Here is a 24,713-nt window from a genome sequence, read left to right as displayed (position 1 = left end):
ACTCTCTATTTTTGATTAGCATTATATTCCGTGGTAGGAAGAGGCGCAACATAATCCTGTTCTCCGACTTCCCGATCGGTTTTCCACAACATATTCTTTGTTCCCAGACGTTTGTAAGTATAAAACATTTGTCCTTCGGCGAAAAACTCCCGACGATACTCGCGAACAATCTCTGTCATCACCTGTTCCTCTGTCAACGGGTTAGCCGCTACGCCTCTCGCCCTCATGTACTCGGTGTAAAGAGAATTTACATCGGATAAAGAAGTTGCCGACTCTATGGCTATCAAATACATTTCCGACAAGCGAATCAAAGGAATAACTTGCTTTTGAGAAGCCAGCTCCCCGATATCCGTGTTATCGTCAATCGTCGGTTGATTGTACTTCCGGGGAGTCGGTTTAATATTTCCCTGATTATCAGGATCTGTATTCCATACTTGAGCTCTATTATTAATAGAAGTCGATTGACCGGCAAAAATATCTTGCGTGAACTGCTTGTCCGTCAAATATAACTTCAAAGGATTTGAATCCCTAAATAATTCTGTAACATTCTTTTCCAACTCATAATTACTCAAAGCAAGAATACATTCGGAAGGCAACGCGTAATTTTTCTTATTCATGTCCGCGGTACCCGCTAACGTCAACACCTTATTGCCCTTCTTATCCACTGCATTAATCACCTCCATGGCAGCCGCGTAAGCTTTCGCCTTATCCCCCGTGTACATGTATAATCTCGCCTTCATCGCTTTCATGGCATAATAATTAAAACGGAAACGCCTGTACCCTAAAAAGTCATCATCTAAAGTCACGTCATACTCTTTCGTGTTGGAAAAATTATCCAACTCCTCGTAAGTATATTCAAACAACGGGTCCCTATCCTTGCACAAAGCTTCAGCCGCATCTATATCCTGAACGATAAGATTCACGAAATCCGAGAACGTGTAATAAGGAATCGCATCCGTCGAAACTGTTTTAGCGTAAGGCAAAGAAACCTGTTTCGTCGCGTTTTGAGGAATTTGCCCGAACAAGCGCAAAATCTCCATGTGGCAAAAAGCCCGTATAGCCAACGCTTCCCCTTCCACCAAAGCACGTACATCCTCGTTCACGATAACCTCTTTCTTCTCCGGTATATTCTTCAATATAATATTTGCCTGTACTATAATATTATACAATTCCCCATAAACAGCCGAGAAAAAATCTTTCGGGTAGTCTTCCTCGTAATTGAAATCCTTGAGTTTTCTTTCATTACTGTAATTACTTTCACTCCATGTCCAATGCTGAGCCATAAACTCAATATCAGTAACCGTCAATCGTTTCCCGTACAAGTTCTCAGAATTCATCTTAATGTAACAAGCCGTTAGGGCATTCTTAAAACCGTTAGGGGAATCAAACATCTCTTCCTCATCCCTCTCCGTTTCCGGTTTCACGTCCAGCCAATCATTGCACGAAGACAACGACCAAGCCAGAAAGAGCGTTACGTATATCAATATATTTCTCATGATAATAAAACTTTAAATTAGAACATTAATGAAAGAGTCAGCGCCACCCGTCTCGCGAACGGATAAGAAGTACCCCGTTCCCGCTTGATGGAAGATATATAAAATATATCCGACATATTGGCACCGATATTTATAGTCTCAATACTCCACTTTTTTAGCAAATAATCCGAATGCCAACGATACTGCACGCTCGCGCTCTGGAATTGGAACACTTTATCGTCCATCACGAATCTGGATGACGATCTGGTCTTGGATGAGCCGTATCCTTTAAACTCCTTGATATCACCGGCTTTTTGCCATCTGTTCTTGTAAACCCTCTTGTCCACGTTATTTTTATTTATAGTGGCATCGGTTACTTCCACCTTGCTCAACAAAGTTTCATTATACTGTTGCCCTCCCCATTGAAAAGCAAAAGAAAGGTTTACAGACAAATCTTTCCAAGAAAATAAAGAACTCAGATTCCCGCGATACTTCGGCTCACTAACCCCGAAATAACGTTTATCGGAAGGATTCCATTTCTCCGTGATGTTTCCGTTTTTATCCAGAAATATCTCAGCTCCCGTGCTCGGGTCTATCCCCAAAGAAGGTACAGCCCAAATCGAATTTTTGGAATACCCCTCGTACAACAACTGATTCACATCCACATCCTGTGCCTTGTAAAGTTCCGTTTGCCGTTTTATCGCGGCGGACAGTTTCGTGATTTCATCTTTATTATACGCTAATTTTGTTGTCACAGACCACATAATCTCCTGTTGGGTATTCCTCATCAAATAACCGCTCAACATCACCTCGTAACCGACATTCTTCACCTCGCCCACGTTATCCACGAAAGAACTGAACCCGTTCGCCAGAGGCAAATCCATCTGTGAAAGCAAATTTGACGTCTTCTTGTTATAAATGTCAAACGAAGCGGAAACCCTGTTATCGAAAAGCCCCACTTCAACACCTCCATTGATTTGCTTCGTTACCTGCCATTTCAATTTTTCATTACCAAGTCCCATCAATTCCGCACCATTCCAAATAATATACCTTTTCCCGGTATAATAATTAAACGTGGACAACGCCTGATAAGACGAGAATTGTTGAGATCCGGTTTCCCCGTACGAGCCGCGCACCCTAAGGGTATTCACCACCCGATGATCCCGAAGGAATGATTCGTTATGCACGTTCCACCCGATTCCGGCACTCCAGAAAGGGGCAAACTTATTTTTAGTACCAAACAAAGAAGAACCGTCCACACGATAAGAGAAATCGGCAAAATAACGATTGTCATAAATATAATTCACGTTCCCGGTAAAACCGATACGTCGGGAAAGTTCTTCCGTTCCCTTCGGCACCCCATTCTTTTCATATTGCAACGCGTTAGACAAAAAATCAAGTTTTTCATCCGAGAACCCTTCCACGGTAAACTCGTAGAAATGATTTTTCCGTTGTGAAATGGAATAGTCAAATCCCGCATACACTTGATGCTTTTCCGCAAAAACTTTAGAATAACTAAGCGTCGCGTTTCCATCTATATTCATATCCTCCCCCGTCCCGTAAACATACTTACCTTTCCGGAAATAGCTGTCACTACCGTTATACGTGTCAAATTCAGTATGGTCAGCCGGAAGATAATAGTCCGAAGTATTCGTTTGCTTTTGCAGTCCCAGTTGAGCCCTTAACTTTAACGCGTTGGCAATATTCCATTCGATCGAGAAATTATTCGTGATAGTGGTATACTTCTTCTCGTTAATGGTATTCAAGTTCGCGTCATACAGCGGATTAGGTATATTAAGCCCTTTCTCTTTATACGTTTTAATGTATTGCCCGTTCTCATCTTTCGTCCTGTAATAAGGATTCATGTTCACGTAATCGGAAAACGTTCCGTACTTACTCTCCACCCCTTTATTGATATCAATAATGGTCTGATTCTTGAAAATAACATTTTTCAAGGTATAAGAAAGCGTCACGCTACCGCTGAAAGTATTTCTTTCGGAAGCCTTCATCGCTCCTTGAATCGTGTTATAGGATAAATTAGCCCCCCAGCGGAAAGCATCACCACCTCCTTCAAGCCGTAAATTATATTTTTGACCGATTCCGGTTCTCACGGGTTCGCTCAACCAATAAGTATCCACGCCGCGTAACACATCCGAGTATAGCGTGTTGTACAACTCTTTCAGCTTCCTGTCATTCGTGACATCCTCCTCGTCGTCATATAATCCCACGATTCGTTCCAGCTCCAGTTTATCCCGGGCATTCAGCATATCATAAGAAGACAAATCCGGTATCTCGATATTGATCCCCCCTTGGGCATAAATTCTTAATTTTCCCCCTTGAGGAGCCTTTGTCGTTACCACGATGACACCGTTCGCCCCTCTGGAACCGTAAATCGCCGTGGCTGAGGCATCCTTCAGAATATTAATACTTTCTATTTCCTCGTCGTTGAAGTCCATTAACTTCTGCAACGATATCTCGAAGCCATCCATTATAACTAACGGGGCGTTCAACTGTTTGGATGCTTGTTGGTTCAATTCCTCCACGCTCATCGGTAAAGACGAATTTCCCCGGATATTGATTTCAGGTACCACGTTCGGGTTACTTCCCAGCGCGTTATCCATCACCACGTTAATCGACGGATCTATATTCCTTAACGTAGCGAGAAGATTCTGTCCTTTGTACATCTTCAATTCCTTGGCAGACACGGAAGTCACGGCACCCGTGTAACTTTCCTTCGCTTTCGTGAAGATTCCCGTAACCACCACGTCATCCAAAGTTTCGGAATCCTCTTCCATTTTCACGTCAATCTTCGTCTTGTCGGCGACAGCAATCTCCCGTGTCTTCATACCCACGAACGAGAATGACAACACTTGCTCTCCCTCCGCCGGAACATTCAATTTATAATTTCCGTCCGCGTCTGTTGCCGTTCCCAAAGCCGTTCCCTTAATCATGATCGTCACGCCGGGCAAAACCTCTCCTCTCTCATCCGTAACCTTTCCCGTGACGGTCTTCATTTTTTGATTCTCTTCCTTGGGACTCTCTTTCCTGATAATGATCGTTTTCCCGTTAATCTCGTAAGTCAACCCCGTGCCTCTCAAACAATCGGTCAACACGGCATCAATAGCGGCATCTTTATAAGATACATCACGCCTTTTAAAAGCTTCCAAATTCACGTCCCGGTACACGAAATCATAGTCTGAAAGTTTCCTAATTTCATTAATAATCTCTTTAAGTGTTGCGTTTTTCAGACTGAAAGTCAGACTCTTGTCCTGCGAATACGCGTTCAGACTAATTTGAGTGGTAAACACCAAGAAAAGGAGGAATAAAAACCGCCTCTTCCCTACGACATTAAAAATTTTCTTCATAACTTTGTATTTAGAATTCAACAATTCCTCACGCTCTGTCAGCAGCAGAGTGTGAACGTAAAAAGTAGCGTTAGCAGCGCTGCTTTTTTATTTTACAATAACCGTTTTTCCTTTTATTTCAAACTTTATATCCCCTGTTTTTTCTATCAACTCCAAAACCCGGGTAAACACCTCGTGTTTTTTCATGTTCACCGAGAATTGGTACGAACGTGCTTCCTCCCGACTATAAAAGACATCAAACGCGTACCATCTCCCCAAATCATTCAGAATCTTCTCTAGCGGGCAATTATCATACATCAATCGTCCGTCTTTCCACGCCAGATACAGATCAATATCTACATCCTCCACCGATAGCACGGACTTCGACTTATCAAACCGAGCTTGTTCATTCGGGACTAGATTCACCTTATATCCCCCGGCACTCACGAGTACCTTGCCACTTTCCAGCGTGGTCTGTATCTCTTTTTCATCCTCGTATGCCCTTACCCCGAAAGTCGTTCCCAGCACGAGTATCTCCATTTGTTGAGCCTCCACGACAAATGGCTTCTTCTCATCTCTCTTTACTTGGAAATAAGCCTCTCCCGCCAACAATACCTTACGTTTATCTCCCTTGAAATTTACCGGGTAAGTCAACCGGGAATCCGCATTCAGGTACACGACCGTGCTATCCGACAACGTAAGTACATACTCTCCCCCTCTCGGAATCACCAAAGTATGATAAATCTCCGCGGTATCCCGTTCTGAAACATTCCCGTAAGTCAACGATTCATCGCTCACCGACAAGGATTCATTGGTCTTGACCAATTCATGACGTGAATTTTCGTTTTCCAAATCTACCTTGCTGCCATCCGGCAATATCAGAATAGCCCGGGAACCCGGTTGTGTAAAGTCATTATTCGCCAATGCAATCTCGTTCCCCGAACCGGACTTATCCCCCGCGTAATATAAAGCAAGCCCTCCGACCGACAACAGCAATATAATGGCACATGCCACCCTGTAAAACCACTTCACCCGTTTTACAGGTTCCATCCCACGCCGTTTCTTCATTTCTTCTTGTAAAATCTGCCAATCACGTGCGTTCTCTTCTTCCATCTTCACGAAACGGGATAAACTCTTCTCGATATGTTCCCCGGACAACATACGTTGAAAAAGAGCCTCGTGCCGGAAGGATTCCGCCCTCCATTCGGTCAATTCTTTTTCCTGTATCTCATCCGCTAATCCTTGGATGTGCAGGAATATTAATCGTGCAATATGTTCTTCTCTCTTCAGCATATTATTTTCGCTTTTATAACTAAAGCGATTTCATACGCGTTTGGTGTAATAAAAAAAGTGACTTTTTTTTCAACTTTTTTACGACTAACACGTTTTCAATAATTTACACTCCCGCTTAAAGAATTTGAATACATAAAAAACCTTCGGTTGTTCCGAAGGTTTTAATCTATGTCAAAAAAAAATTTAGCACCTCACAAATCATGAAACGAATTGAATATCAAAGTTGATTTTACCTCCCAACGCTTCCACGATTTGCACGATAGTTGAAATTGTCAAATTTCTTCCTCTCTCAATTTTAGATATTTGAGTCTTATCTTTCCCGACTAATTCAGCTAACTCGCTTTGAGTCATATTCCTTTTTAGTCGCATTTCTTTTATTTTAGCGGCAAGTATATCAGTCCTTAACTCCGCCTCGAACTTCTCCCGCCGCGGAGAACCTTTTGCTCCTATATACTTGTCTAACAATTCGGAGTGTGATACTAATTTTGTCATTTCATTATTGTTTCAAAATATTCTTTTCTCAATCTCTCTGCTTTCTCGATTTCTACCCGTGGCGTTTTCTGTACTTTCTTTATCAACCCATGCGAACAAATCACGACAGCATCCCTAGTTTTATCCCAAAAAGCGAACAATCGATAACTCATACTATTATAAAGAGTCCGAAATTCCCATATCTCACCATCCAACTTTTTGAACAACTCTTGATTTTGAATTTCTTGTGCTTTAGATAAATTATACAAAACCTTATTTCTTGCTTTAGGCTCCAAACTATCAATAAATTCAAGAGCCTCCGGCATATATAATATCTCTTTTATTATCTTCATATTGGAACAAAGTTACAAAATAAGTTGCAATTTAATGCAACACACGCGCAATATTTTTTCAAATAGGATTAAAACATCTTTTATCAATACCTCAAATCATCCCCATAATATAAGTTTTCCTACCTTCACGGGTGGGTTTTGCCAGACTTTTGGGCGACTATTAGGCGACTTCGCCTACTTATAGCCCACACTTAGCCCACTCATCGCCCACGTTTTAACGAAGTATAAGTAAATTTAACCTCCACAATCCCCTTTTCTCCTGTACCTTTAAACAATCAATCGACAGTGAACACGGGAGCATAGGGATGTGTCCGTTGATAATCAAGGGATATTATCGCCCATGTATCCTATTTTGATGATTCACGCGATGAAAATCATAAATCTGGAATCATAAATCTAATATTTAAAATCTATTCCATACTTTTGCACGAACGAGTTCAAAATAACCAAATACGATAAAATGAGAAAATTAATCTTTTTGTTCATGATAGTCTGCTCGTTCCGTTTGCAGGCGCAGACTATCGGGGAATGGCTGGCTCTCCCGCCCGTTCCCGTGGAGATGCCTGCATTCGGGAGCGTGAAGAACGTGGAAGGCAAGACATTCACGTCGTCACAATTATTGACATCATCCGTGTTTAATATCGAGAATTTCACGCCGGAAGCCGACTTGCGGGAATTGCAATTCCACTCGTTGGTATGGCAAGAAGCCGCGGTGAACGAAGGCGTGGTAACTTCCGGGTACACGGGCAATACCCCGGCAATCGTCGTGAGTGCCGTTTATGCCGCCAACACACAATGGATGAGCGGGAAACTGGAATTCAATTTCCACGGGGATGCCGAAGTGTATGTCGACGGGGTGAAGAAAATCACTTACACGGGACACAACGGCACGGAAGCCGCGAAACGGGATTGTTCCCTTGAATGGGTTCCGGGCAAGCACGTCATCATCGTGAAAAGCCTCGCTACCGGCAATAACGATAAACTCTTCTCTGCCAGCTACACCGCCGACGCCGCTTTCTCGGAAGCCCCGGTTCATTTTACCCTTTCCCCGAAAAGAGGTAAAAATATCTTGGACGTGCTGAACGGGAAACGGGTAGAGAGAATTCAAATTTCTCCCAGCGGGAAATATCTCCTGATGTCGGAAAACGATATCATCAACGGTAAAAACAGTCGCATGACGAACGTGTACCGCCTTGCCGACAAGGAAGTCGTGTATTCGTTCTACGGGAATGACGCGTCCTCGCTGACTTGGATTCCCGGACAGGACAAACTCTCGTTCCTGTTGAAAGAAGGAAACGGTAATTCCCTCTATACCTACGATATCGAATCCCGTGAACAAAAACGCCTGTTCAAGGCGGACCGGAATATCAGTTCCTACAATTGGTCGCCCGACCGTAGCTATCTGGTATATTACAAAACCGAAAACTACACGGAAAAAGAGTGGGAATTGCGTAAATTAGACGGTATCGAGGATAGACAGGCATACTACCGTAACCGTTATTTCCTGTGCAAATATGACCTCGGCACGGGTATACACACCCGCGTGACTTGGGGTAACCAAACGACCTCTATGATGGATATCAGCCATGACGGGAATTATATCCTGATTGGCACGAGCAGACCGGACTACAACGAGTATCCCTACCGGAAACAATCCGTGTACATGCTGAATGCCCGCACTTTCGAGGTGGACACGCTTTGGGAAAACCGTTTGCAAGATATACAATGTTCATTCTCGCCGGACGATTCCCGATTGTTAATCAGTGGTTCTGCCGACGCTTTCGGCAAACTCGGCGTGAATATCGCCAAAGGACAAATGGTCAACGGGTACGATACCCAATTGTTCATTTACGACTTGAAGACCAAAGAGGTAACCCCTATCACGAGAGATTTCAACCCGAACGTGACAAATTACGTTTGGCACAAGGACGGTAATATTTACATCGTTGCCGAGGACACGGACTACATCCACCTGTTCCGCCACGGGCAAGACGGCAAGATAACGAAAATAAATTGCCCGGGTGACCTCGTGCAAAGAATCAGTCTGGCAGAAGACGGCAATACCGGGGTATATACCGCTTCCGACGCGAGTTACCCGACACGGGTTTACACGCTGAACCTGACAGACCTGAAAGCACGGGAATGGGCTAACCCGCAAGGCGAGCAATACAAGAATATTGAATTCGGGCAAGTGAAAGACTGGGATTACGTCTACAAGAAAGGTACCACTATTGACGGCCGTTACTACCTGCCTGCCGATTTTGACCCGAACAAGAAATACCCGATGATTGTATATTATTACGGTGGTACATCCCCCGTGGAAAGAACTTTCGGCGGAAGATGGCCTTTCAACCTGTACGCGGCGAATGGCTATGTTGTTTACGTGATGCAACCCTCTGGTAGTACCGGATTCGGGCAAGAATTTTCCGCGCGCCACCAGAACAACTGGGGTAAAACCACGGCTGACGAAATCATCGCCTGCACCAAAGCTTTCATGAAAGCACATCCTTTCGTGGACTCCAAGCGGGTGGGATGCATGGGTGCTTCCTACGGTGGTTTCACGACCATGTATTTGCAGACCCGCACGGATATCTTCGCCTGTGCCATCTCTCACGCCGGCATTTCATCCGTGTCAAGTTACTGGGGGGAAGGATACTGGGGATACAGTTACAGCACAAATGCATCGGGACATTCCTTCCCGTGGAACCGCAAGGATATCTACGTGGACCAAAGCCCCCTGTTCAACGCAGACAAAGTAAATACCCCTATCCTGTTATTACACGGTACTGCCGACGTGAATGTACCCACGGGCGAAAGTATCCAGTTCTACACGGCATTGAAACTCTTGGGCAAAGATGCCGAGTTGGTGCTAATCAAAAACGCCGACCATGCCGTGGTAGACTACAACCAACGCATCATCTGGGGTAACACTATCATGGCGTATTTCGCCAAATACCTGAAAGGCGAACCCGCGTGGTGGGAAAACATGTACAAGGACAAGAATTTATAAATTCCGTGATTCGGTGATTGTCGATTTGGCAATCACCGAATCTTTCTATTAAATAATGAATAAAATGGGATTAGAAATAGAACGCAAGTTTCTGGTAAAAGGAGATTACAAAACCGACGCGTCAAAATCTACCCGAATCACGCAAGGGTATCTCTCCTCGGTTCCGGAGCGTACCGTACGTGTCAGGCTCAAGGGGGATAAAGGATACCTTACCGTCAAAGGCGCTGGAAATGAATCCGGAGCCAGCCGATACGAGTGGGAAAAGGAAATCCCCGCGGAAGAAGCAAAAGAATTATTGCAACTTTGTGAACCGGGAATCATCGACAAAACCCGCTATCTCGTTCCCCACGGGAATCATCTTTTCGAAGTCGATGAATTTCACGGGGCAAATGCCGGATTGGTACTCGCGGAAATTGAACTGGCAAACGAAAGCGAGCATTTCGAACGCCCCGCGTGGTTAGGTGAAGAAGTTACCGGCGATGAAAGATATTACAATGCCCTGTTGAGTAAAAATCCTTACACGAAGTGGAATACGTTAGGTTCATAAAGTTTATAAGGTTCATAAGGTTCATAAAGTTATAAGAATTACAGGTGATTTTATCGGCAAAAAAAGCTGCCGTAGACAAAGCGCCCCGCGGGGGTCTATAAACCTTTTAAACCTTACAAACCTTATGAACTTTATGAACTATAAGACTTTGAATTCCCAAGTGAAAAACATACCTTTGCCGAAAATTAAAAATTATCATCAAAAAAATACAGGCATGGAGAAAATCCTTAATCGAGCAGCGGACAATATCCGCGTTCTTTCAGCTTCTATGGTTGAAAAAGCTAAATCGGGTCACCCGGGCGGAGCCATGGGTGGTGCTGATTACATTAACGTGTTGTATTCTCAATTCTTAAACTTCGACCCGGATGATATGACATGGGCAAACCGTGACAGGTTCTTCCTTGACCCGGGACATATGTCGCCGATGTTGTATTCCATGTTAAGCCTGATTGGCACGTACAGCATGGAAGATTTGAAAAACTTCCGTCAATGGGGCAGCGTGACTCCCGGTCACCCGGAAGTGGACCACAAACGAGGCGTGGAGAATACTTCCGGACCTCTCGGTCAAGGTCATGCCATGGCTGTAGGTGCCGCTATTGCAGAGCGTTTTCTGGTTGCCCGTTTCGGGGAATGGATGGCTCACAAGACTTACGCGTTTATCTCCGACGGGGGTATCCAAGAAGAGATATCTCAAGGTGCCGGACGTATTGCCGGAACGCTGGGATTGTCCAACTTAATCATGTTCTACGACGCCAACGAGGTACAATTATCCACCCGCGTGAACGAAGTGACTTGCGAGGATACTGCCGCCAAATACAAGGCTTGGGGCTGGAACGTGCTCACGATTAACGGGAACAACGCCGGGGAAATTATAGCCGCACTGAAAGCCGCTAATGAAGAAAAAGAGCGTCCCACGCTGATTATCGGTAAAACCTTGATGGGTAAAGGCGCCATGGGACCCAACGGGGAAGATTTCTCCGATAAAGTATCCACTCACGGGCAACCTTTAACGGGTGCAGGAGCTTCTATCGAAAAGACAATCGAGAACTTGGGCGGTGATCCTCAAAATCCATTCGTGATATTCCCGGAAGTAGCAGAGTTCTACGCTAAAGTACTTGACGAGAAACGGGCTTACGCGAAAGCAAAGAAAGCAGAACAAGCAGCATGGGAAAAAGCAAACCCGGAACTGGCAACTAAATTGCATAAATTCTTATCCGGTGCGGCTCCCGAGATTGATTACAAGGCTATTCAACACAAACCCAATATCGCCACTCGTGCCGCATCAGCAGATGTACTGGTAGCATTGGCTCAACAGGTGGAAAACATGATTGTATCATCCGCAGACTTGAGCAACTCGGACAAAACGGACGGGTTTATCAAGGGTGGTGCACGTGACCTCGTGAAAGGCGATTTCAGCGGAGCCTTCTTACAAGCGGGTGTTGCCGAGTTGACGATGGCTGTTATTTGCAACGGTATCGCTCTCCACGGCGGGATACACGTGGCTTGCGGAACTTTCTTCGTGTTCTCCGATTACATGAAACCGGCTGTACGTCTTGCCGCATTAATGGAATTACCGGTAAAATACGTATGGTCGCACGATGCCTTCCGCGTGGGAGAAGACGGACCGACACATCAACCGATAGAGCATGAAGCACAATTGCGCTTGATGGAGAAAATGGATAACCATTCCGGTAAAATGAGTTTACTGGCATTACGTCCGGCTGACGCTGCCGAAACCTCTGTTGCATGGAAAATGGCCATGGAAAACACCTCCACTCCTACCGCGTTGATTCTTTCCCGTCAGAATATTACCGATCTCCCGGGGAAAGACCGTTACGATGAGGCTTTACAAGCCGAGAAAGGTGCTTACGTGGTATGTGCGACTGCCGAGAACCCCGACGTGGTACTAATCGCTTCCGGTTCTGAAGTTTCTACTTTGGTTGAGGGTGCAAAACTACTCCAAGAGCGCAAGGGTATCACTTCACGTGTCGTATCCGTGATTTCAGAAGGATTGTTCCGTCATCAGGATAAATCGTACCAAGAACAAGTAATCCCCACTAACAAACCTAAATTCGGCTTGACAGCAGGATTATCCGTTACACTGGAAGGATTGCTCGGTTGCAACGGTCGTATCCACGGTGTAAATCACTTCGGGTATTCCGCACCCGCGAAAGTACTCGACGAGAAATTCGGGTTCACGGGTGAACACGTGTTCAACGAGATTTGCGAAATGTTGGGCAAATAACCCACAACCCACTCTATATCAAAAGGAATAGTTCAAACTATTCCTTTTTTTATACCTCATTCCTTCCTTTTAATTTTATTTATTCTAAAAAAAAGCAGAAACACTTGCATGTCTAATAAAAACATACTATCTTTGCACACGCAAAACGGTAATAGTTTTGACTAACATTGCGGGATGGAGCAGTTGGTAGCTCGTTGGGCTCATAACCCAAAGGTCGTCTGTTCGAGTCAGGCTCCCGCTACAAAATAAAGGATCGATTTCTCGATCCTTTTTCTTTTATTCCTAATTCATTTTCCTTACTTTTACAAGATAACCTATAATGTATACTTATGAGAGTTTTGTCCGCTTTTATAGTAGCTATTGTTATCTGTAATGGATGCCGGGATATTCCATCTCAAAAACAGATTTATCAAATCAATACTTCCCATGTATCAATCAAGATAGACACATTAGAATTAGATATAAAAGGTCGCATAGATTCTATTGTTAAATATGCTGGAAATTATTATTTTCTATCTGCAAAATACAATTACAGAGCAAATGATGACCCCTACATTGTTATAACAGATTCAAATTTTAATATTATTCATCAATCAATAGCTCCCGAACATTTCACTCATAACGTCAAGTTACACGTACAAAATGACAGCATTATAGCCATAATAACAAATAAATATCAACTATATCGTTTTTTTACGGTAAATTCGTTTGAATTATTCGGTTCTGATTATGAACACAATAACACCAATATATGGTTTTATAGAAGTCATTCCTAATGAAATCTACATACACTTTATAAAAACAAATTAATCCTCTTTTTGAAATAAAAATACATTAATCCTCATCAACTTAATTTATTATTCGCTTGATACTTTTATCTGATAAATTAAAAATATAGGCTCTCGCATCCTGAACAAACAAAATAGATTTCTCATCCCGCAACCAAATTTTCGGGGATCCCAAAACGTCATATTCTTTTGTTTCCTTGGATTTATGATCGACTAAATAAGACTTCTTCAATAAAGTATATAAATACTTATCTTTAGATGGAGCCCATACACATCCCGATATGTAATCTGCATCTTTTACAATAGTTTCACTAACTTGAGTAACTATATTATAAAGCACCAGCTCTATCTTAACGACATCATCATCCACGAAAGTTCCATGCGTATATATGAACTCTTCCGAGGACGGAGCCCAAGCAAGCACATTCGTATTTTTCGCAGGCAGTTTTGATTTGATAATTTTATTGTCTTTCAAGGATACTAAAACCGTTTTCCCCAATGGCATCTCCTTATACGTCAAATATTCTCCATTGGGAGATATAGAACTTAGAATACAATTAATATTACCTTTCGAAACTTTCATTTCTTTCTCGGCATTCATTTTTTTTCTAAACACAGCCGGTTGACTACCTCTACGTGATGAAATATAATACACCTCGTCATTCACCCCCGAATACTTCAACCAATACTCATGAGAAGCCGATGAACCGTTTGTCTTTAATGTATTTGTTAAAATATCCAATATATACTGCTGTACCAAGCCGTTATGTTTTGATAAAAATAAAATCCGATGATCATCTAGCCAATTCAACGATTTTTTATATTGTGCATCAAAATCCAAATTCGCCGAATGTGTTAATTGAATTAAAGTATCCCGCTGTAAACTATAAAGAAAAATATCTTGTTGCATTCCCATATAACATATAAAAGCTATCATTTTACCATCGGGAGATACTTTACAATCCCCAACTTTTGTTATTTGGGCACTTACATGGATACACGCTAAAAGAAAAACGAAGACAAGTATTCTTTTCATAATCCGACTATTAATTCATTACTATTTCATTTTTAGCTAATTATTAATGCTATAAATACTCCTTTAAACACCGTTTTACATCATATCTGCTAATATATAATATTTTCTAATACGAATCAATTTTATAGCTTAATTCCTCAATTAAAAAGAGGAGACTTTCAAAAAGCCTCCTCCACCAAGATAATTAACAAACGCATCTATGGCATGACACTAAAACCAATCATGATTGCTCGTGTGCCAACCGATCTGCTTCATGGATACTATTTTTCCATTGAGTTTCTTCTCGCAAACTAATTTTGGGTCATTAATATTTCTGATATCATAGCCGTATATGCTCCCGTCTTCACATCCTATCCATAATTGATCCAAGTTATAATAAGCGTATGCCAACGAGGTAATCTTGGAACTGAACGTGGCGTTAAACTCCACGAATCGTACCGTTTTATCGTAATAATCTTTTCCACGTTGTATATAATATAACTTATTACCAATGGTGTAAAAATCACGATACTTGGCTTCATCGGCATACTTTTCCGACTTGTATCTATTATTACAACTGACAAGAATCACGGAAGATTCATCCAATTTTACCGGCAAATAGAACCAACGCTCGAAACCGAAAGAGGTAACCATCTGATTTTGATTACTGAATGAAAAATCTCCGACTAATGTCTTAGTACCATCCATAGTCGGATCGTTGTAATACACGGAGAAAAGAAGGGTTGTTCCACCGTATCCCCAACTGATATGATTTTTGGCTGTTACTTTTAGTACTTCTGTTCCTTCTGGGAAACCGTCAACGGGAACACCATAATTGGATGTCAGAGGTGTCATCTTAGTCCGATAAACAGAAGTATAATCTCCTTGCCCTCCCCCGTGATTCACGTCTTCACGCCAAGTAGTGGCCATTATAATCCTCCGGTTCTTCTCGTCATAACAAGGAATTAATCCTCCGTACATGGAATGTCCGAACTTTGTTATCTTGTATCCTTTACTATCAATATAGTAAGGTTCGGTCAGATATTGTCCTCCCAAATAATTGACTGATTTAATCCTCGTGAAAACCCGTCCGTCTTTTGTCGCGACAAAAGTGCAAGCACCTTCATCACTACTTTGCGGCGCTTTTTCTCTTAAATCAGCTACATTAAAGTTGGTAGGAGTCCCGTCAAGAAATTGATCTTTCACCTCGCTTACCTTCTCCATATTTTGCAGATTAACCTCGTAGGCAACCTGATCGGTGAGAATGACGCAAGCCCCGCTAGGACTCACGTCACGAGATGTTTCCATTGCCAGAGCAATCGGTTTCCCCGGTATCTTTTGCCCGTTAATGTCCTCGAAAGCGTTATCTTTCAACTCGTATGACGATGTTGTCTGCCCCAGTTCCGTAACGGTTCGCCGGCGGATAGCGGAAAGCTTGGAATTCCCGTTATCCTCGGACAGAATATACCAATCATACACGGCAAAAGTGGGATAAATCCATACATACAACCTAGCCGGAAAAGTAATTCCCGTTTCTTTCTCGATAATATTGAACGTACCCCATTCTCCTTGACTATTGCTATAATATTTTAAGTTAATCTTCTCGACCAATTCGTCCGTGGGAATTTCGAAATCAAGTTGATCCCCTATCACGACATCCCCGATCTTCCACTCGTAACGGACTTCATTCGCCCGAGTAGCGGAATCTCCTTCCCATTTAAACATATTGCTCCCCTTGAATACCATCACCTCTCCTTTACCCGCATAACCATAGATATTCTTCGGACTAACATCGTTAAATTCCTCGAACCATGTCGGCGGGTTAATCTCCTTGTAAGAATAATTTCCCTCGTCCTCGAAGCATCCCGCAAGTAAACCGAGTACGAGCAACACGATATATTGTTTTACCTGTCTCATAATCCTTTCATTTATTCATTATACATTTACAGACATCCATTCATAATTATCCGTGTCATAAACCGGATTTTCCGCCAACCATGCCTTAAAAGCACGAACCAATTTCAATGCTTGATCCGGATGATTCTCTATCATTGCCCCGTCCAGTTCATAAGCTCCCGGAACATTTTCAAGGAACGTCTTGTATTTCAAGGAAGAATAAGATCCCAAAAGATAAGCTTCCACTTCCCGAGTCCACCACAACGGGCGCACGGCATCTTTCGTCAAATGAATCACCGCCCGAGAACGTTCGAATTGTCCCACGTGTACCTCACCCGTGGGAACGATTTCCAACACCAAGCGAACCCCGTCTTTCAAATCATCCAATCGCCGGCTTTTATTCATGCGAATCTGAATGGTATCTTGAATCCTTTCTGCGTTCTCCGGGAGCGGGCGGGCATGAAACGTGTACTCGTCTTCCAACGTGTATTCATCCGGATTGGCGGTGGTCATTTCATCCACAACCTTCAACCCGAAATGTAAATCTTCCGCTATAGGACGTCCGGCTAACACCACGATCACTTCTGCCATCACATAGTCGTCCGTCGGTTTGGCAAAAAAGAAAGTCACGTCCGTGGAGTCCGCTTTTGCCGTTCCCGGTGCTCTTTCATCCATAAAATATTTCAGGAAATAAACTTCATGGCGCTCCCCGAACGGTTCTATATCTTGTTCATTACACGCCGGGAACAAAAAAGCTCCAACGACAGCCAATAACAATACATATTTTTTCATATCTCTTGTATTTAATAGGTTACATACTTTGGTTATCCGGAACAGGCAGCATATACTCGGATTTATTCAATTCCCGGATTTCATCCTCCTTGAAATAAACCTTTGCCCCCAACCGTTTGTACAAGTAGAATAGTTGTCCCTCGGATATCCATTCCCGCTGGGCATCCCGAATCAAATCTTTCTGGAATGTCTCGTAATCCTGTGCCACGGGCAAATCCTCCATTGTCTTCCATTCTCCCCATTCTTGTCCTTCTACCGGAAACTCCGCCCACGTTGCCCGATTCTGACGAATCTGGTTCAATATCTGGTAAGCCTGTTCAAACTGCTGCTTGCGGGCATAATATTCCGCCATGATATAACGCATTTCCGTGGCTCGGATAACCGGAAGTATTTGGACATTCGCCTTACGAATCGTCAGATTATCACTACAATACCATTTAGCGGATATTTTATAATTTCCCCATATACTATTATCCTCCGGTTTGAACAGCAAGTATTTGGAACGAATGTCCATTTCCGATTCATCGCTTGCCCCATCCGTCTTCTGGAAAATCTTCTGGTTATCCAAATCAAGCATCAACCAACTCCCTTTATTCATCCCGTCAGCCCTTTTTTGAAAGAAACGACCTAAACTATAATCGTTGTACGCTTCTTCGTTATAAACGGCAAAAATTAAATTGGATACGGCTTTCAGATTCTTTTTTTGTTCATAATCATCCACTTGAAAATCCCCGAACTCATCCTTCGAGAACATATCGTAAGAAACGCCTGCCATTCCCGTTGCCTTAAAATTCAAAACGGAATCAGCCAAACGGAATGCCTCTTCCTGCATACCCGCGTATTGATACACTCTTGCCAATAACGCCGATGTGGCGTAATAACTCAAACGATACCCCCGCCCCATGTAGAAACCGTCTACCGTGTTTTCATTCTGGTGTCCTTCCATGTTGGATTCCAGAGTACCGTAGAATCGGGCATTCCCCGAGGCACTCAAACTCATTCCCAAAGCCGTCGTGTCAAACTGAATCGTCAGAGAGCGTGCGGTCTTCAGATCCCGAATTACTTTTTCAAGGAAAGACTTCACCCCTATTCCATTGGGCTGAATATTAGGATAATCCTCCACGTAAGGCACTCTTTGTTCCCCCTCGTCATGAACGGGAGCCGGGGCAAAAAGACGCAATAAATCAAAATGCATCAAAGCACGACAGGCATAAGCCTCTCCCAGAATCATCCTGCGTTCGGGTTCCCCGCCGGCAAACAAATCCGGTGAAGCACCATCCAAATTCTGGATCAAATTATTAGCGTTGGCAACCACGTTAAAACCGTCTTTCCAGATATTATCGATCGTGGGTCTTAACGAAGAATTGTAGTAATCAAATTCTCGCGCTATTTTGTACATATCCGGTCCCTGTTCATTGTAATTCCAGTTCCATGTATATTGACGCGACATACAATCCACGATACCGAATTGCAATTCGACACCATACAAATTCTTGGATGCCATAGCTTGGTAAATGCCCGCCAGCACGGAGCGATAACCGTCGCCCGTGGTGAACAGTTCATCACTCGTCGCCTGTCCTTCCGGTTGCAAGTCCAACCAATCCTTGCATGAGCCCAACGACAGCAAGGAAAACAGTAAAATCATTTGTAAATATATTTTCATATCCGAAACATTTAAAAGTTTAGAACCCGAGAGTCAACGTGAAACTGTAATTCTTGGCATAAGGATAACTCGTTCCCCGTTCCTGCTTGATAGAAGCCCAACGGGCAACATCGTTCATGTTAAACCGCACCCCCAAAGAGGTCAGACGGAATTTGCGGATCAATTCTTGGTTAAAGTCATACCCGCAAGAGATACCACTGAATGACAAATAGTTGTTATCCTGCACGAAACGAGAAGTCGGTTGCGTCTTTTGATTATTTTTCAAATCAAAGAAAGGAGCTATATCACCCGGTTTTATCCAGCGTTGTGTCAGTACCCGGCGATCCACATTACTGCCGTCGATATCCGCTTCTTCAACTTTATCTTTTATCGTTTCGTTGTAATCCTGCGCCCCCCATTGGTACAAGAATGTAGTATTCACGTAAAAACCTTTCCACGCAATATTGATACCGAAAGAGCCCTGTGCGTCCGGACTCTTGTCGCCCACTACCACCTCATCCGCCGCATCCCAGACGTAAGTGCTCTGACCGTTTCTTTTCCTGAACAATTCCTTTCCGCAAGAAGGATCGATCCCGTAAGACGGCACGGCATAAATCGCGGTCGTCGATGCTCCCACGTAATATTGCGTCAGCGGAATATAAAGCAATTCCTTATCTTCTTCAGGCACTCCATTTAGCTCTTTACTTGCCGTGTTGTGAAAATCCTGAATATTCTGGTTATATCTTTCAGCCTCTTGCCCGAGCTTGGTTATCTTGTTTTTATTGGAAGCCAGCGTGGCATTCACCGCAACCGTCCAATCCTTATTTTGCACAACAGTGGCATTGAACTTGATTTCAAATCCTTTGTTAAGAATGGAACCCGCGTTCGTGTAAAAACTTGGAAAGCCCGAAGAAGTACGGATAGATAATTGTTCCAACTGATTTTTAGTTTCTTTCCGGTAATAGTTTGCCTCTACCGTGTAACGGTCATTGAAGAACCCCAGACTGATACCCGCATCTATCGTGTAAGTCTTTTCCCATGTAAGCCTTGAATTACCCAAGGCAATCAACGTGTTGGACGGCGTGTTGTAATACCAGTTGTCGGAAGTCTTATAAGTGGAAATCGCCGCATAAGCCGGGAAATTAACGTTACCGGTAACCCCGTATGTTCCTCTCACCCTCAACAAGCTAATTAACCAATGATCCTTCAACCAACTATAATTATGGACGTTAATTCCTGCCCCCACTGACCAGAAAGGAGCAAAACGTTTGTCCTTCCCAAATTTGGAAGAACCGTCCAAACGGAAAGAACCGTCGAATAAATAAACATTATTATACGAATAATTGACCGATCCCAATATACCGAACAAACGGCTTTTATCGGAAGAAACATTTGCTTTACTCGTCTGCTCGGCAGCGTATGAAGGAGAATGTAAATTGCTCAATTGGAATCCCCGATAACTTATCGAGGTCGTTTTACTGTGCATCTCCTGAACGTTCACCCCCGCCGTAGCATTGATAAAATGCTTACCGACCGACTTGTTATAATACAGCATGGCATTCATATTCCATGTAAAACTCTTGTCTGAAGAGGTGGATAACGTTCCTCTTTCCCTTGTGGGTGTCGTACTGTAAGAAGGATCTTTAGGATCACTGAAACTCTCGGTTTCCGAATCCGTTCTTGTCACGGAAAGTTGTCCCTTGAAAGAGAAACCCTCTAAAAAGTAAAGATTGATACTGAAATTATTCGTCAAATCATTTAGCTTGCCCTTTCCCGTGTAACAACCCAGTTTCTTTGCTTTATAAAGCGGATTAGTACTTCCATCCTTCAACTTTTCCAACAACTCGCCGTCATTGGAATAAGGCGCCCAATACGGCTGCAATTTAGCATAGGTGTTAAATGAACCGTAAGGGGAATCCTGCGAGTTCGTCACGTTAAAAGAAACGGAGTTCATGACTTGCAACCATGTTTTATTCCGGTAATCCAAATTTAACCCTACTCCCATGTTGTCCCGGTAAGAATCTATCATAGCCCCGTTGTGCGTACCGTAATTCAAATCCAGACTATACCGGATACTCTCCACCCCACCGGAAATATTCATACTATGCGAATGATTGAACACGTTGTGCAAGGGTTGTGCCAACCAATCGGTCTTTACTCCCCGGCGTACTTCATTCACCAAATCGTTATACGCGATATCTTTCAGCAATTGTAATCCCGGATCACCGTCTGCCGCAATGTATTTACCGGACAACTTTTCAACCCTCACCTTTTCCTCCGCATTACACAAATTATAATCTGATAAATCGGGAAATTCCGCCCCGGCATTGAAATTATACATTATCCGTAATTCCCCGGGTTTGGGGGCTACCGTCGTTACCACAACCACACCGTTTGCCGCACGGGAACCGTACATGGCGGTGGCTGCCGCATCTTTCAATATGGTCATGCTCTCGATGCGATTAATGTCCATATCGTAAATCTTTTGCACGGAAACCTCGAAACCATCCAGAATAAAAATCGGGAGATTCGGATTATCCTTTAAACTGGTTCTTTGTGACCGACGTGCTTTTTCCGTTTCCAATCCCCGGTTCATACCGATACTTCCTTCTCCGCGAATCGTAAATTCCGGTAAAGAGTTCGGATCCGAGCCGAAGAGCTTATTCTCTTTAATCCGGAAAGAGGGATCGAATACCTGAAGTGCAGCTATCACGTTCTTATTATTTGTTTTCAACAACTGATCCCGATTCACCGTTGTCGCGTTTCCCGTAAAACTCTCCTTCCTTACCTTCATGTACCCGGTAACCACTACATCATCCAGTTTCTTGGCATCCTCTTTCAACACCACGTTAATGGTATCTTTCCCCCCGTATTTTATTTCCTGTGTCTTCATTCCCATGAAAGAAAAAACCAGCGTGATATTTTTCATCTCCGGCAAAACCATCTGGTACTTTCCTTTCACGTCGGTAGCCGTACCATGATTCGTACCTTTGATAACCACCGTAACTCCCGGTAACGGTTCATTCTTTTCGTCCGTTACCTTTCCCGTGATCCGAACCTCCTTTATTTTCTTTTCCTCGTCCGGAATAGGTTTCAACACGATCACGGCATCCTGAATCACGTAGGTCAACCCTGTTCCCTTCAGACATGTTGCCAGAACTCTGTCAATATCCGACGCTTGGATATTAACATCAATCTTTCCAATTTTATCCACATCTTCCTCGCTGTACATGAAAATAAACATCGTCTGCCGCTCTATTGCCCACAGCACATCTTTAAGATAAACATTTTTCATGGTCAGTTTTATCTGTTGCTCTGATTGAGTATGAATGTTTCCCCGCACATTCAATACACCCAACAGAACAAATAACAAGGTACATCTAAAAATGTAACCCGCCTCTCTTGATCCCCCGGAATTTCCCGAGAATGACTTCAAGTTTTCTTTCATAAATTTGTTCTTTTAGTTATACAATCCATTTATTATTTTTCATGTCTTTTTATATCAAAAAAGGATCGTTTAATAAAAAAACAAAAACTCATAAAAAACAAGATTACAATGAAAAGACATACCATATAATTATCTGATAATAAGGATCGGTCGGAAAAATGATTTTTGCTTGAAAAATTGATTTTAAAGGCTGAAGAAACGATCGTTTATTAATAACTTTATTCGAGCCGACTCATATATATAACACGAAAAGTCGTTTCCATGGGGAACGACTAACCTTATTTTTTTTTGAATATTTTTAATAGCACTTAATTATCAAATAATTAAGCAACACTTTTACTCGTTTTTTTATTGAAAGATACAAGAGTATCCGGGTGCGAAAATGAAAAACGAGTGAACAATCATATCATCTATAATTGTCCCTATAAATCACCTGTTTTATCCGTTCGATAAATTCCCGCAAACGCTCTGTCCGGTGATTCCCCATAATCCATAAATTACTGGCATCACGCTCATCCCGGTATGACGGCTGTATATAAGATTTATCCAGTATCTCGTAACCATTTCGCTCGTAATATTTCACCCGACGGGTGGTCATTTCATCCGTGGTGGGTTCCACTTCAAGCAAACGTAAACCGCTCAAATGTTCCGCAATATAATCCAGCACCTGCTGTCCGACTTTCAGGTTACGCATTTGGCTAAACACGGCAAGATGCTCCATGTAATAAAAATCATGCAAGTCCCAATAAATAAACAATCCTGCCAGCGTATCGTCACACTCTATCGCGTTGAAATGCATCTCCGGTTTTTCAAGAATCAAGCGTTGCAATTGCTTGATATCCCTTCTTTCATTTTCCGGGAAAGCCTCCTCGTAAAGCGGTATCAATCTTTGTAACCGGATATCCCCGGGTTCTGTTATTCTTATCAAGTTCATCATCACGTTTCCATATAAAATATTTACAAATATAATAATTCTCTATCAAGTTTAAATTTCCCGAACCCGATTTTATGTTATCACGTATCATCAATGTGTAAAAATATTTAACTGCCCTCTTCTGCAGGCCTTTTTCGCAAAAAGAGCAAAAAATAATTTTTTATCACATCAATTTGGTACGGCGTTTGCCTATTTAGCGCAAAATATATGCAAGATTGAACACAATTAAATAAAGACAGTATATGAAAATGCAAAAGTCAATGATTACTTTATCTCAACGATTCTTTGGAATCGCATTGGGGATAACCCTTTTTGCTTGTGGAGGTCAACAGCAAGGTCAACAAGCCGGAGCACCGGAATACGCCGTAATGACCATTGAAACAAGCGTGTCTAAGTTGAACAACGCTTATCCGGCAACAATCAAAGGACGTCAAGACGTGGAAATTCGTCCGAACGTGAGTGGATTCATCACGAAATTATGCGTGGATGAAGGAGCGGTAGTGAAAAAAGGGCAAACCCTGTTTGTCATTGACCCCGTTCAATACGAAGAAGCTGTCAATGTAGCTCGTGCGGCAGTGAACGTAGCCAAGGCAAACGTGGCAACCGCGGAATTAACAGCGAAAAACAAAGAGAAACTGGCAGAGAAAAATATTATCAGTTTGTACGAACTGCAAATGGCGAACAACACGCTCGCCTCACAAAAAGCTGCCCTAGCCCAAACGGAGGCTCAATTAATCAACGCGGAGAAAAACCTCTCTTACACGAACGTGACGAGTCCTTCTAACGGGGTTGTCGGGAAAATACCTTTCCGCGTGGGAAGTCTTGTAAGCCCGAGTTCTGTTACAGCCTTGACCACGGTTTCCGACAACTCGGAAATGTATGTCTACTTCTCCATGAATGAAAAAGATATCCTCAAATTGACGCGTGAAAGCAACGGGGCTACTCAAGGTGCCTTGAATCAAATGCCGGCAGTGGAACTTCAATTGGTCGACGGTTCCATTTACAATGAAAAAGGTAAAATCGAAACTTTAAGCGGAGTTATCGACCAGACAACCGGAGCAGCCAGCGTGCGAGCTACTTTCCCGAACCCGAACGGCATATTGCGTAGCGGAGGGTCTGGAGTAATTTTGTTACCCGAAGAAGATGACAAGGCCATTATTATTCCCCAAAAAGCAACCATGGAAATACAAGACAAGAAATTCGTGTTCGTGGTAAACGACAGTTCTATCGTGAAAATGACAGAGATAAAAATCCTTCCCGTGAACGACGGAAAAACTTACGTGGTAACCTCGGGGCTTAACACGGGAGACCGTATCGTGGTAGAAGGAGTCGGAACGACCGTGAGAGACGGAATGACCGTAAAACCCATTACCGTGGCAGAGGCCACCGCTAAACGTCAGCAGGTTATCGCCCAACAAAGCTCCAAGCACTAGAACCACGCACTAAAATGAATGAGAAAT

General features: G+C 43.1%; 15 protein-coding genes and 1 tRNA gene. 5 read left to right on the top strand and 11 right to left on the bottom strand.

Going from position 1 to position 24,713, the window contains the following annotated elements; all coding sequences use genetic code 11:
* Positions 1-5: 5 nt before the first annotated feature.
* The 5 genes from Q5866_RS10630 to Q5866_RS10610 form a co-directional block, all read right to left on the bottom strand.
* Positions 6-1,496: a RagB/SusD family nutrient uptake outer membrane protein gene (locus Q5866_RS10630; protein WP_303180158.1), complete on the bottom strand. Its 1,491-nt coding sequence runs from the start codon at positions 1,494-1,496 to the stop codon at positions 6-8.
* A gap of 17 nt (positions 1,497-1,513) precedes the next feature.
* Entirely contained in the window at positions 1,514-4,840 is a 3,327-nt protein-coding gene (locus Q5866_RS10625) for a SusC/RagA family TonB-linked outer membrane protein (protein WP_303180156.1), read from the bottom strand.
* An 87-nt stretch (positions 4,841-4,927) separates the two neighbouring features.
* Positions 4,928-6,112 carry a FecR family protein gene (locus tag Q5866_RS10620; RefSeq protein WP_303180154.1) on the bottom strand — a complete coding sequence of 395 codons (1,185 nt, stop codon included), beginning with the start codon at positions 6,110-6,112 and terminating at the stop codon, positions 4,928-4,930.
* A 198-nt stretch (positions 6,113-6,310) separates the two neighbouring features.
* On the bottom strand, positions 6,311-6,604 hold the full coding sequence (locus Q5866_RS10615; RefSeq protein WP_186975433.1) for a helix-turn-helix domain-containing protein: 294 nt from the start codon (positions 6,602-6,604) through the stop codon (positions 6,311-6,313).
* The gene (locus tag Q5866_RS10610) at positions 6,601-6,936 is read right to left on the bottom strand and encodes a type II toxin-antitoxin system RelE/ParE family toxin (protein WP_303180152.1); all 336 of its coding nucleotides are present in this window, start codon (positions 6,934-6,936) and stop codon (positions 6,601-6,603) included. The genes Q5866_RS10615 and Q5866_RS10610 overlap by 4 nt, the downstream gene beginning before the upstream one ends.
* 460 nt (positions 6,937-7,396) lie before the next feature.
* On the opposite strand from Q5866_RS10610, the gene Q5866_RS10605 reads away from it, so the two are divergent.
* From Q5866_RS10605 to Q5866_RS10590, 4 genes are all read left to right on the top strand, one after another.
* A complete protein-coding gene (locus tag Q5866_RS10605) occupies positions 7,397-9,946 on the top strand; it encodes a S9 family peptidase (protein WP_255469449.1) in 2,550 nt (849 codons plus the stop codon).
* A 64-nt stretch (positions 9,947-10,010) separates the two neighbouring features.
* Complete coding sequence (locus Q5866_RS10600; RefSeq protein WP_227214755.1) at positions 10,011-10,493, top strand: CYTH domain-containing protein; 483 nt, start codon at positions 10,011-10,013, stop codon at positions 10,491-10,493.
* Positions 10,494-10,707: 214 nt separating this feature from the next.
* Complete coding sequence (locus tag Q5866_RS10595) at positions 10,708-12,738, top strand: transketolase (protein WP_303180150.1); 2,031 nt, start codon at positions 10,708-10,710, stop codon at positions 12,736-12,738.
* A gap of 168 nt (positions 12,739-12,906) precedes the next feature.
* A tRNA-Met gene (locus tag Q5866_RS10590) sits at positions 12,907-12,979 on the top strand.
* Positions 12,980-13,587: 608 nt separating this feature from the next.
* Here Q5866_RS10590 and Q5866_RS10585 read toward each other — a convergent pair.
* The 6 genes from Q5866_RS10585 to Q5866_RS10560 all read right to left on the bottom strand — a co-directional run bounded on the left by Q5866_RS10585 (position 13,588) and on the right by Q5866_RS10560 (position 23,256).
* On the bottom strand, positions 13,588-14,562 hold the full coding sequence (locus tag Q5866_RS10585) for a hypothetical protein (RefSeq protein ID WP_303180149.1): 975 nt from the start codon (positions 14,560-14,562) through the stop codon (positions 13,588-13,590).
* A gap of 210 nt (positions 14,563-14,772) precedes the next feature.
* Entirely contained in the window at positions 14,773-16,458 is a 1,686-nt protein-coding gene (locus Q5866_RS10580; protein ID WP_303180147.1) for a PKD-like family lipoprotein, read from the bottom strand.
* Between the two features lie 18 nt (positions 16,459-16,476).
* Positions 16,477-17,229 (bottom strand): DUF4843 domain-containing protein, encoded by a 753-nt coding sequence (locus Q5866_RS10575; protein WP_303180146.1) that lies wholly within the window; start codon positions 17,227-17,229, stop codon positions 16,477-16,479.
* A 19-nt stretch (positions 17,230-17,248) separates the two neighbouring features.
* The gene (locus Q5866_RS10570) at positions 17,249-18,892 is read right to left on the bottom strand and encodes a RagB/SusD family nutrient uptake outer membrane protein (protein WP_303180144.1); all 1,644 of its coding nucleotides are present in this window, start codon (positions 18,890-18,892) and stop codon (positions 17,249-17,251) included.
* A gap of 19 nt (positions 18,893-18,911) precedes the next feature.
* The gene (locus Q5866_RS10565) at positions 18,912-22,319 is read right to left on the bottom strand and encodes a SusC/RagA family TonB-linked outer membrane protein (protein ID WP_303180143.1); all 3,408 of its coding nucleotides are present in this window, start codon (positions 22,317-22,319) and stop codon (positions 18,912-18,914) included.
* A 406-nt stretch (positions 22,320-22,725) separates the two neighbouring features.
* Entirely contained in the window at positions 22,726-23,256 is a 531-nt protein-coding gene (locus tag Q5866_RS10560; protein WP_292271328.1) for a GNAT family N-acetyltransferase, read from the bottom strand.
* 239 nt (positions 23,257-23,495) lie between these two features.
* Here Q5866_RS10560 and Q5866_RS10555 point away from each other — a divergent pair, with 239 nt between their 5' ends.
* Positions 23,496-24,686: an efflux RND transporter periplasmic adaptor subunit gene (locus Q5866_RS10555; RefSeq protein ID WP_303180142.1), complete on the top strand. Its 1,191-nt coding sequence runs from the start codon at positions 23,496-23,498 to the stop codon at positions 24,684-24,686.
* The last annotated feature ends 27 nt before the right edge of the window (positions 24,687-24,713 follow it).

Origin of the sequence: uncultured Butyricimonas sp., from assembly GCF_959596855.1 — a bacterium.
In the GTDB taxonomy this organism is placed as follows: Bacteria; Bacteroidota; Bacteroidia; order Bacteroidales; family Marinifilaceae; genus Butyricimonas; species Butyricimonas muris.
This window is presented reverse-complemented; position numbering and strand designations above follow the sequence as displayed.

Excerpts from the sequence above, each read along its gene's own strand:
- Q5866_RS10630 (WP_303180158.1), bottom strand. The coding sequence starts at position 1,496 with ATGAGAAATATATTGATATACGTAACGCTCTTTCTGGCTTGGTCGTTG.
- Q5866_RS10625 (WP_303180156.1), bottom strand. The coding sequence starts at position 4,840 with ATGAAGAAAATTTTTAATGTCGTAGGGAAGAGGCGGTTTTTATTCCTC.
- Q5866_RS10620 (WP_303180154.1), bottom strand. The coding sequence starts at position 6,112 with ATGCTGAAGAGAGAAGAACATATTGCACGATTAATATTCCTGCACATC.
- Q5866_RS10615 (WP_186975433.1), bottom strand. The coding sequence starts at position 6,604 with ATGACAAAATTAGTATCACACTCCGAATTGTTAGACAAGTATATAGGA.
- Q5866_RS10610 (WP_303180152.1), bottom strand. The coding sequence starts at position 6,936 with ATGAAGATAATAAAAGAGATATTATATATGCCGGAGGCTCTTGAATTT.
- Q5866_RS10605 (WP_255469449.1), top strand. The coding sequence starts at position 7,397 with ATGAGAAAATTAATCTTTTTGTTCATGATAGTCTGCTCGTTCCGTTTG.
- Q5866_RS10600 (WP_227214755.1), top strand. The coding sequence starts at position 10,011 with ATGGGATTAGAAATAGAACGCAAGTTTCTGGTAAAAGGAGATTACAAA.
- Q5866_RS10595 (WP_303180150.1), top strand. The coding sequence starts at position 10,708 with ATGGAGAAAATCCTTAATCGAGCAGCGGACAATATCCGCGTTCTTTCA.
- Q5866_RS10585 (WP_303180149.1), bottom strand. The coding sequence starts at position 14,562 with ATGAAAAGAATACTTGTCTTCGTTTTTCTTTTAGCGTGTATCCATGTA.
- Q5866_RS10580 (WP_303180147.1), bottom strand. The coding sequence starts at position 16,458 with ATGAGACAGGTAAAACAATATATCGTGTTGCTCGTACTCGGTTTACTT.
- Q5866_RS10575 (WP_303180146.1), bottom strand. The coding sequence starts at position 17,229 with ATGAAAAAATATGTATTGTTATTGGCTGTCGTTGGAGCTTTTTTGTTC.
- Q5866_RS10570 (WP_303180144.1), bottom strand. The coding sequence starts at position 18,892 with ATGAAAATATATTTACAAATGATTTTACTGTTTTCCTTGCTGTCGTTG.
- Q5866_RS10565 (WP_303180143.1), bottom strand. The coding sequence starts at position 22,319 with ATGAAAGAAAACTTGAAGTCATTCTCGGGAAATTCCGGGGGATCAAGA.
- Q5866_RS10560 (WP_292271328.1), bottom strand. The coding sequence starts at position 23,256 with ATGATGAACTTGATAAGAATAACAGAACCCGGGGATATCCGGTTACAA.
- Q5866_RS10555 (WP_303180142.1), top strand. The coding sequence starts at position 23,496 with ATGAAAATGCAAAAGTCAATGATTACTTTATCTCAACGATTCTTTGGA.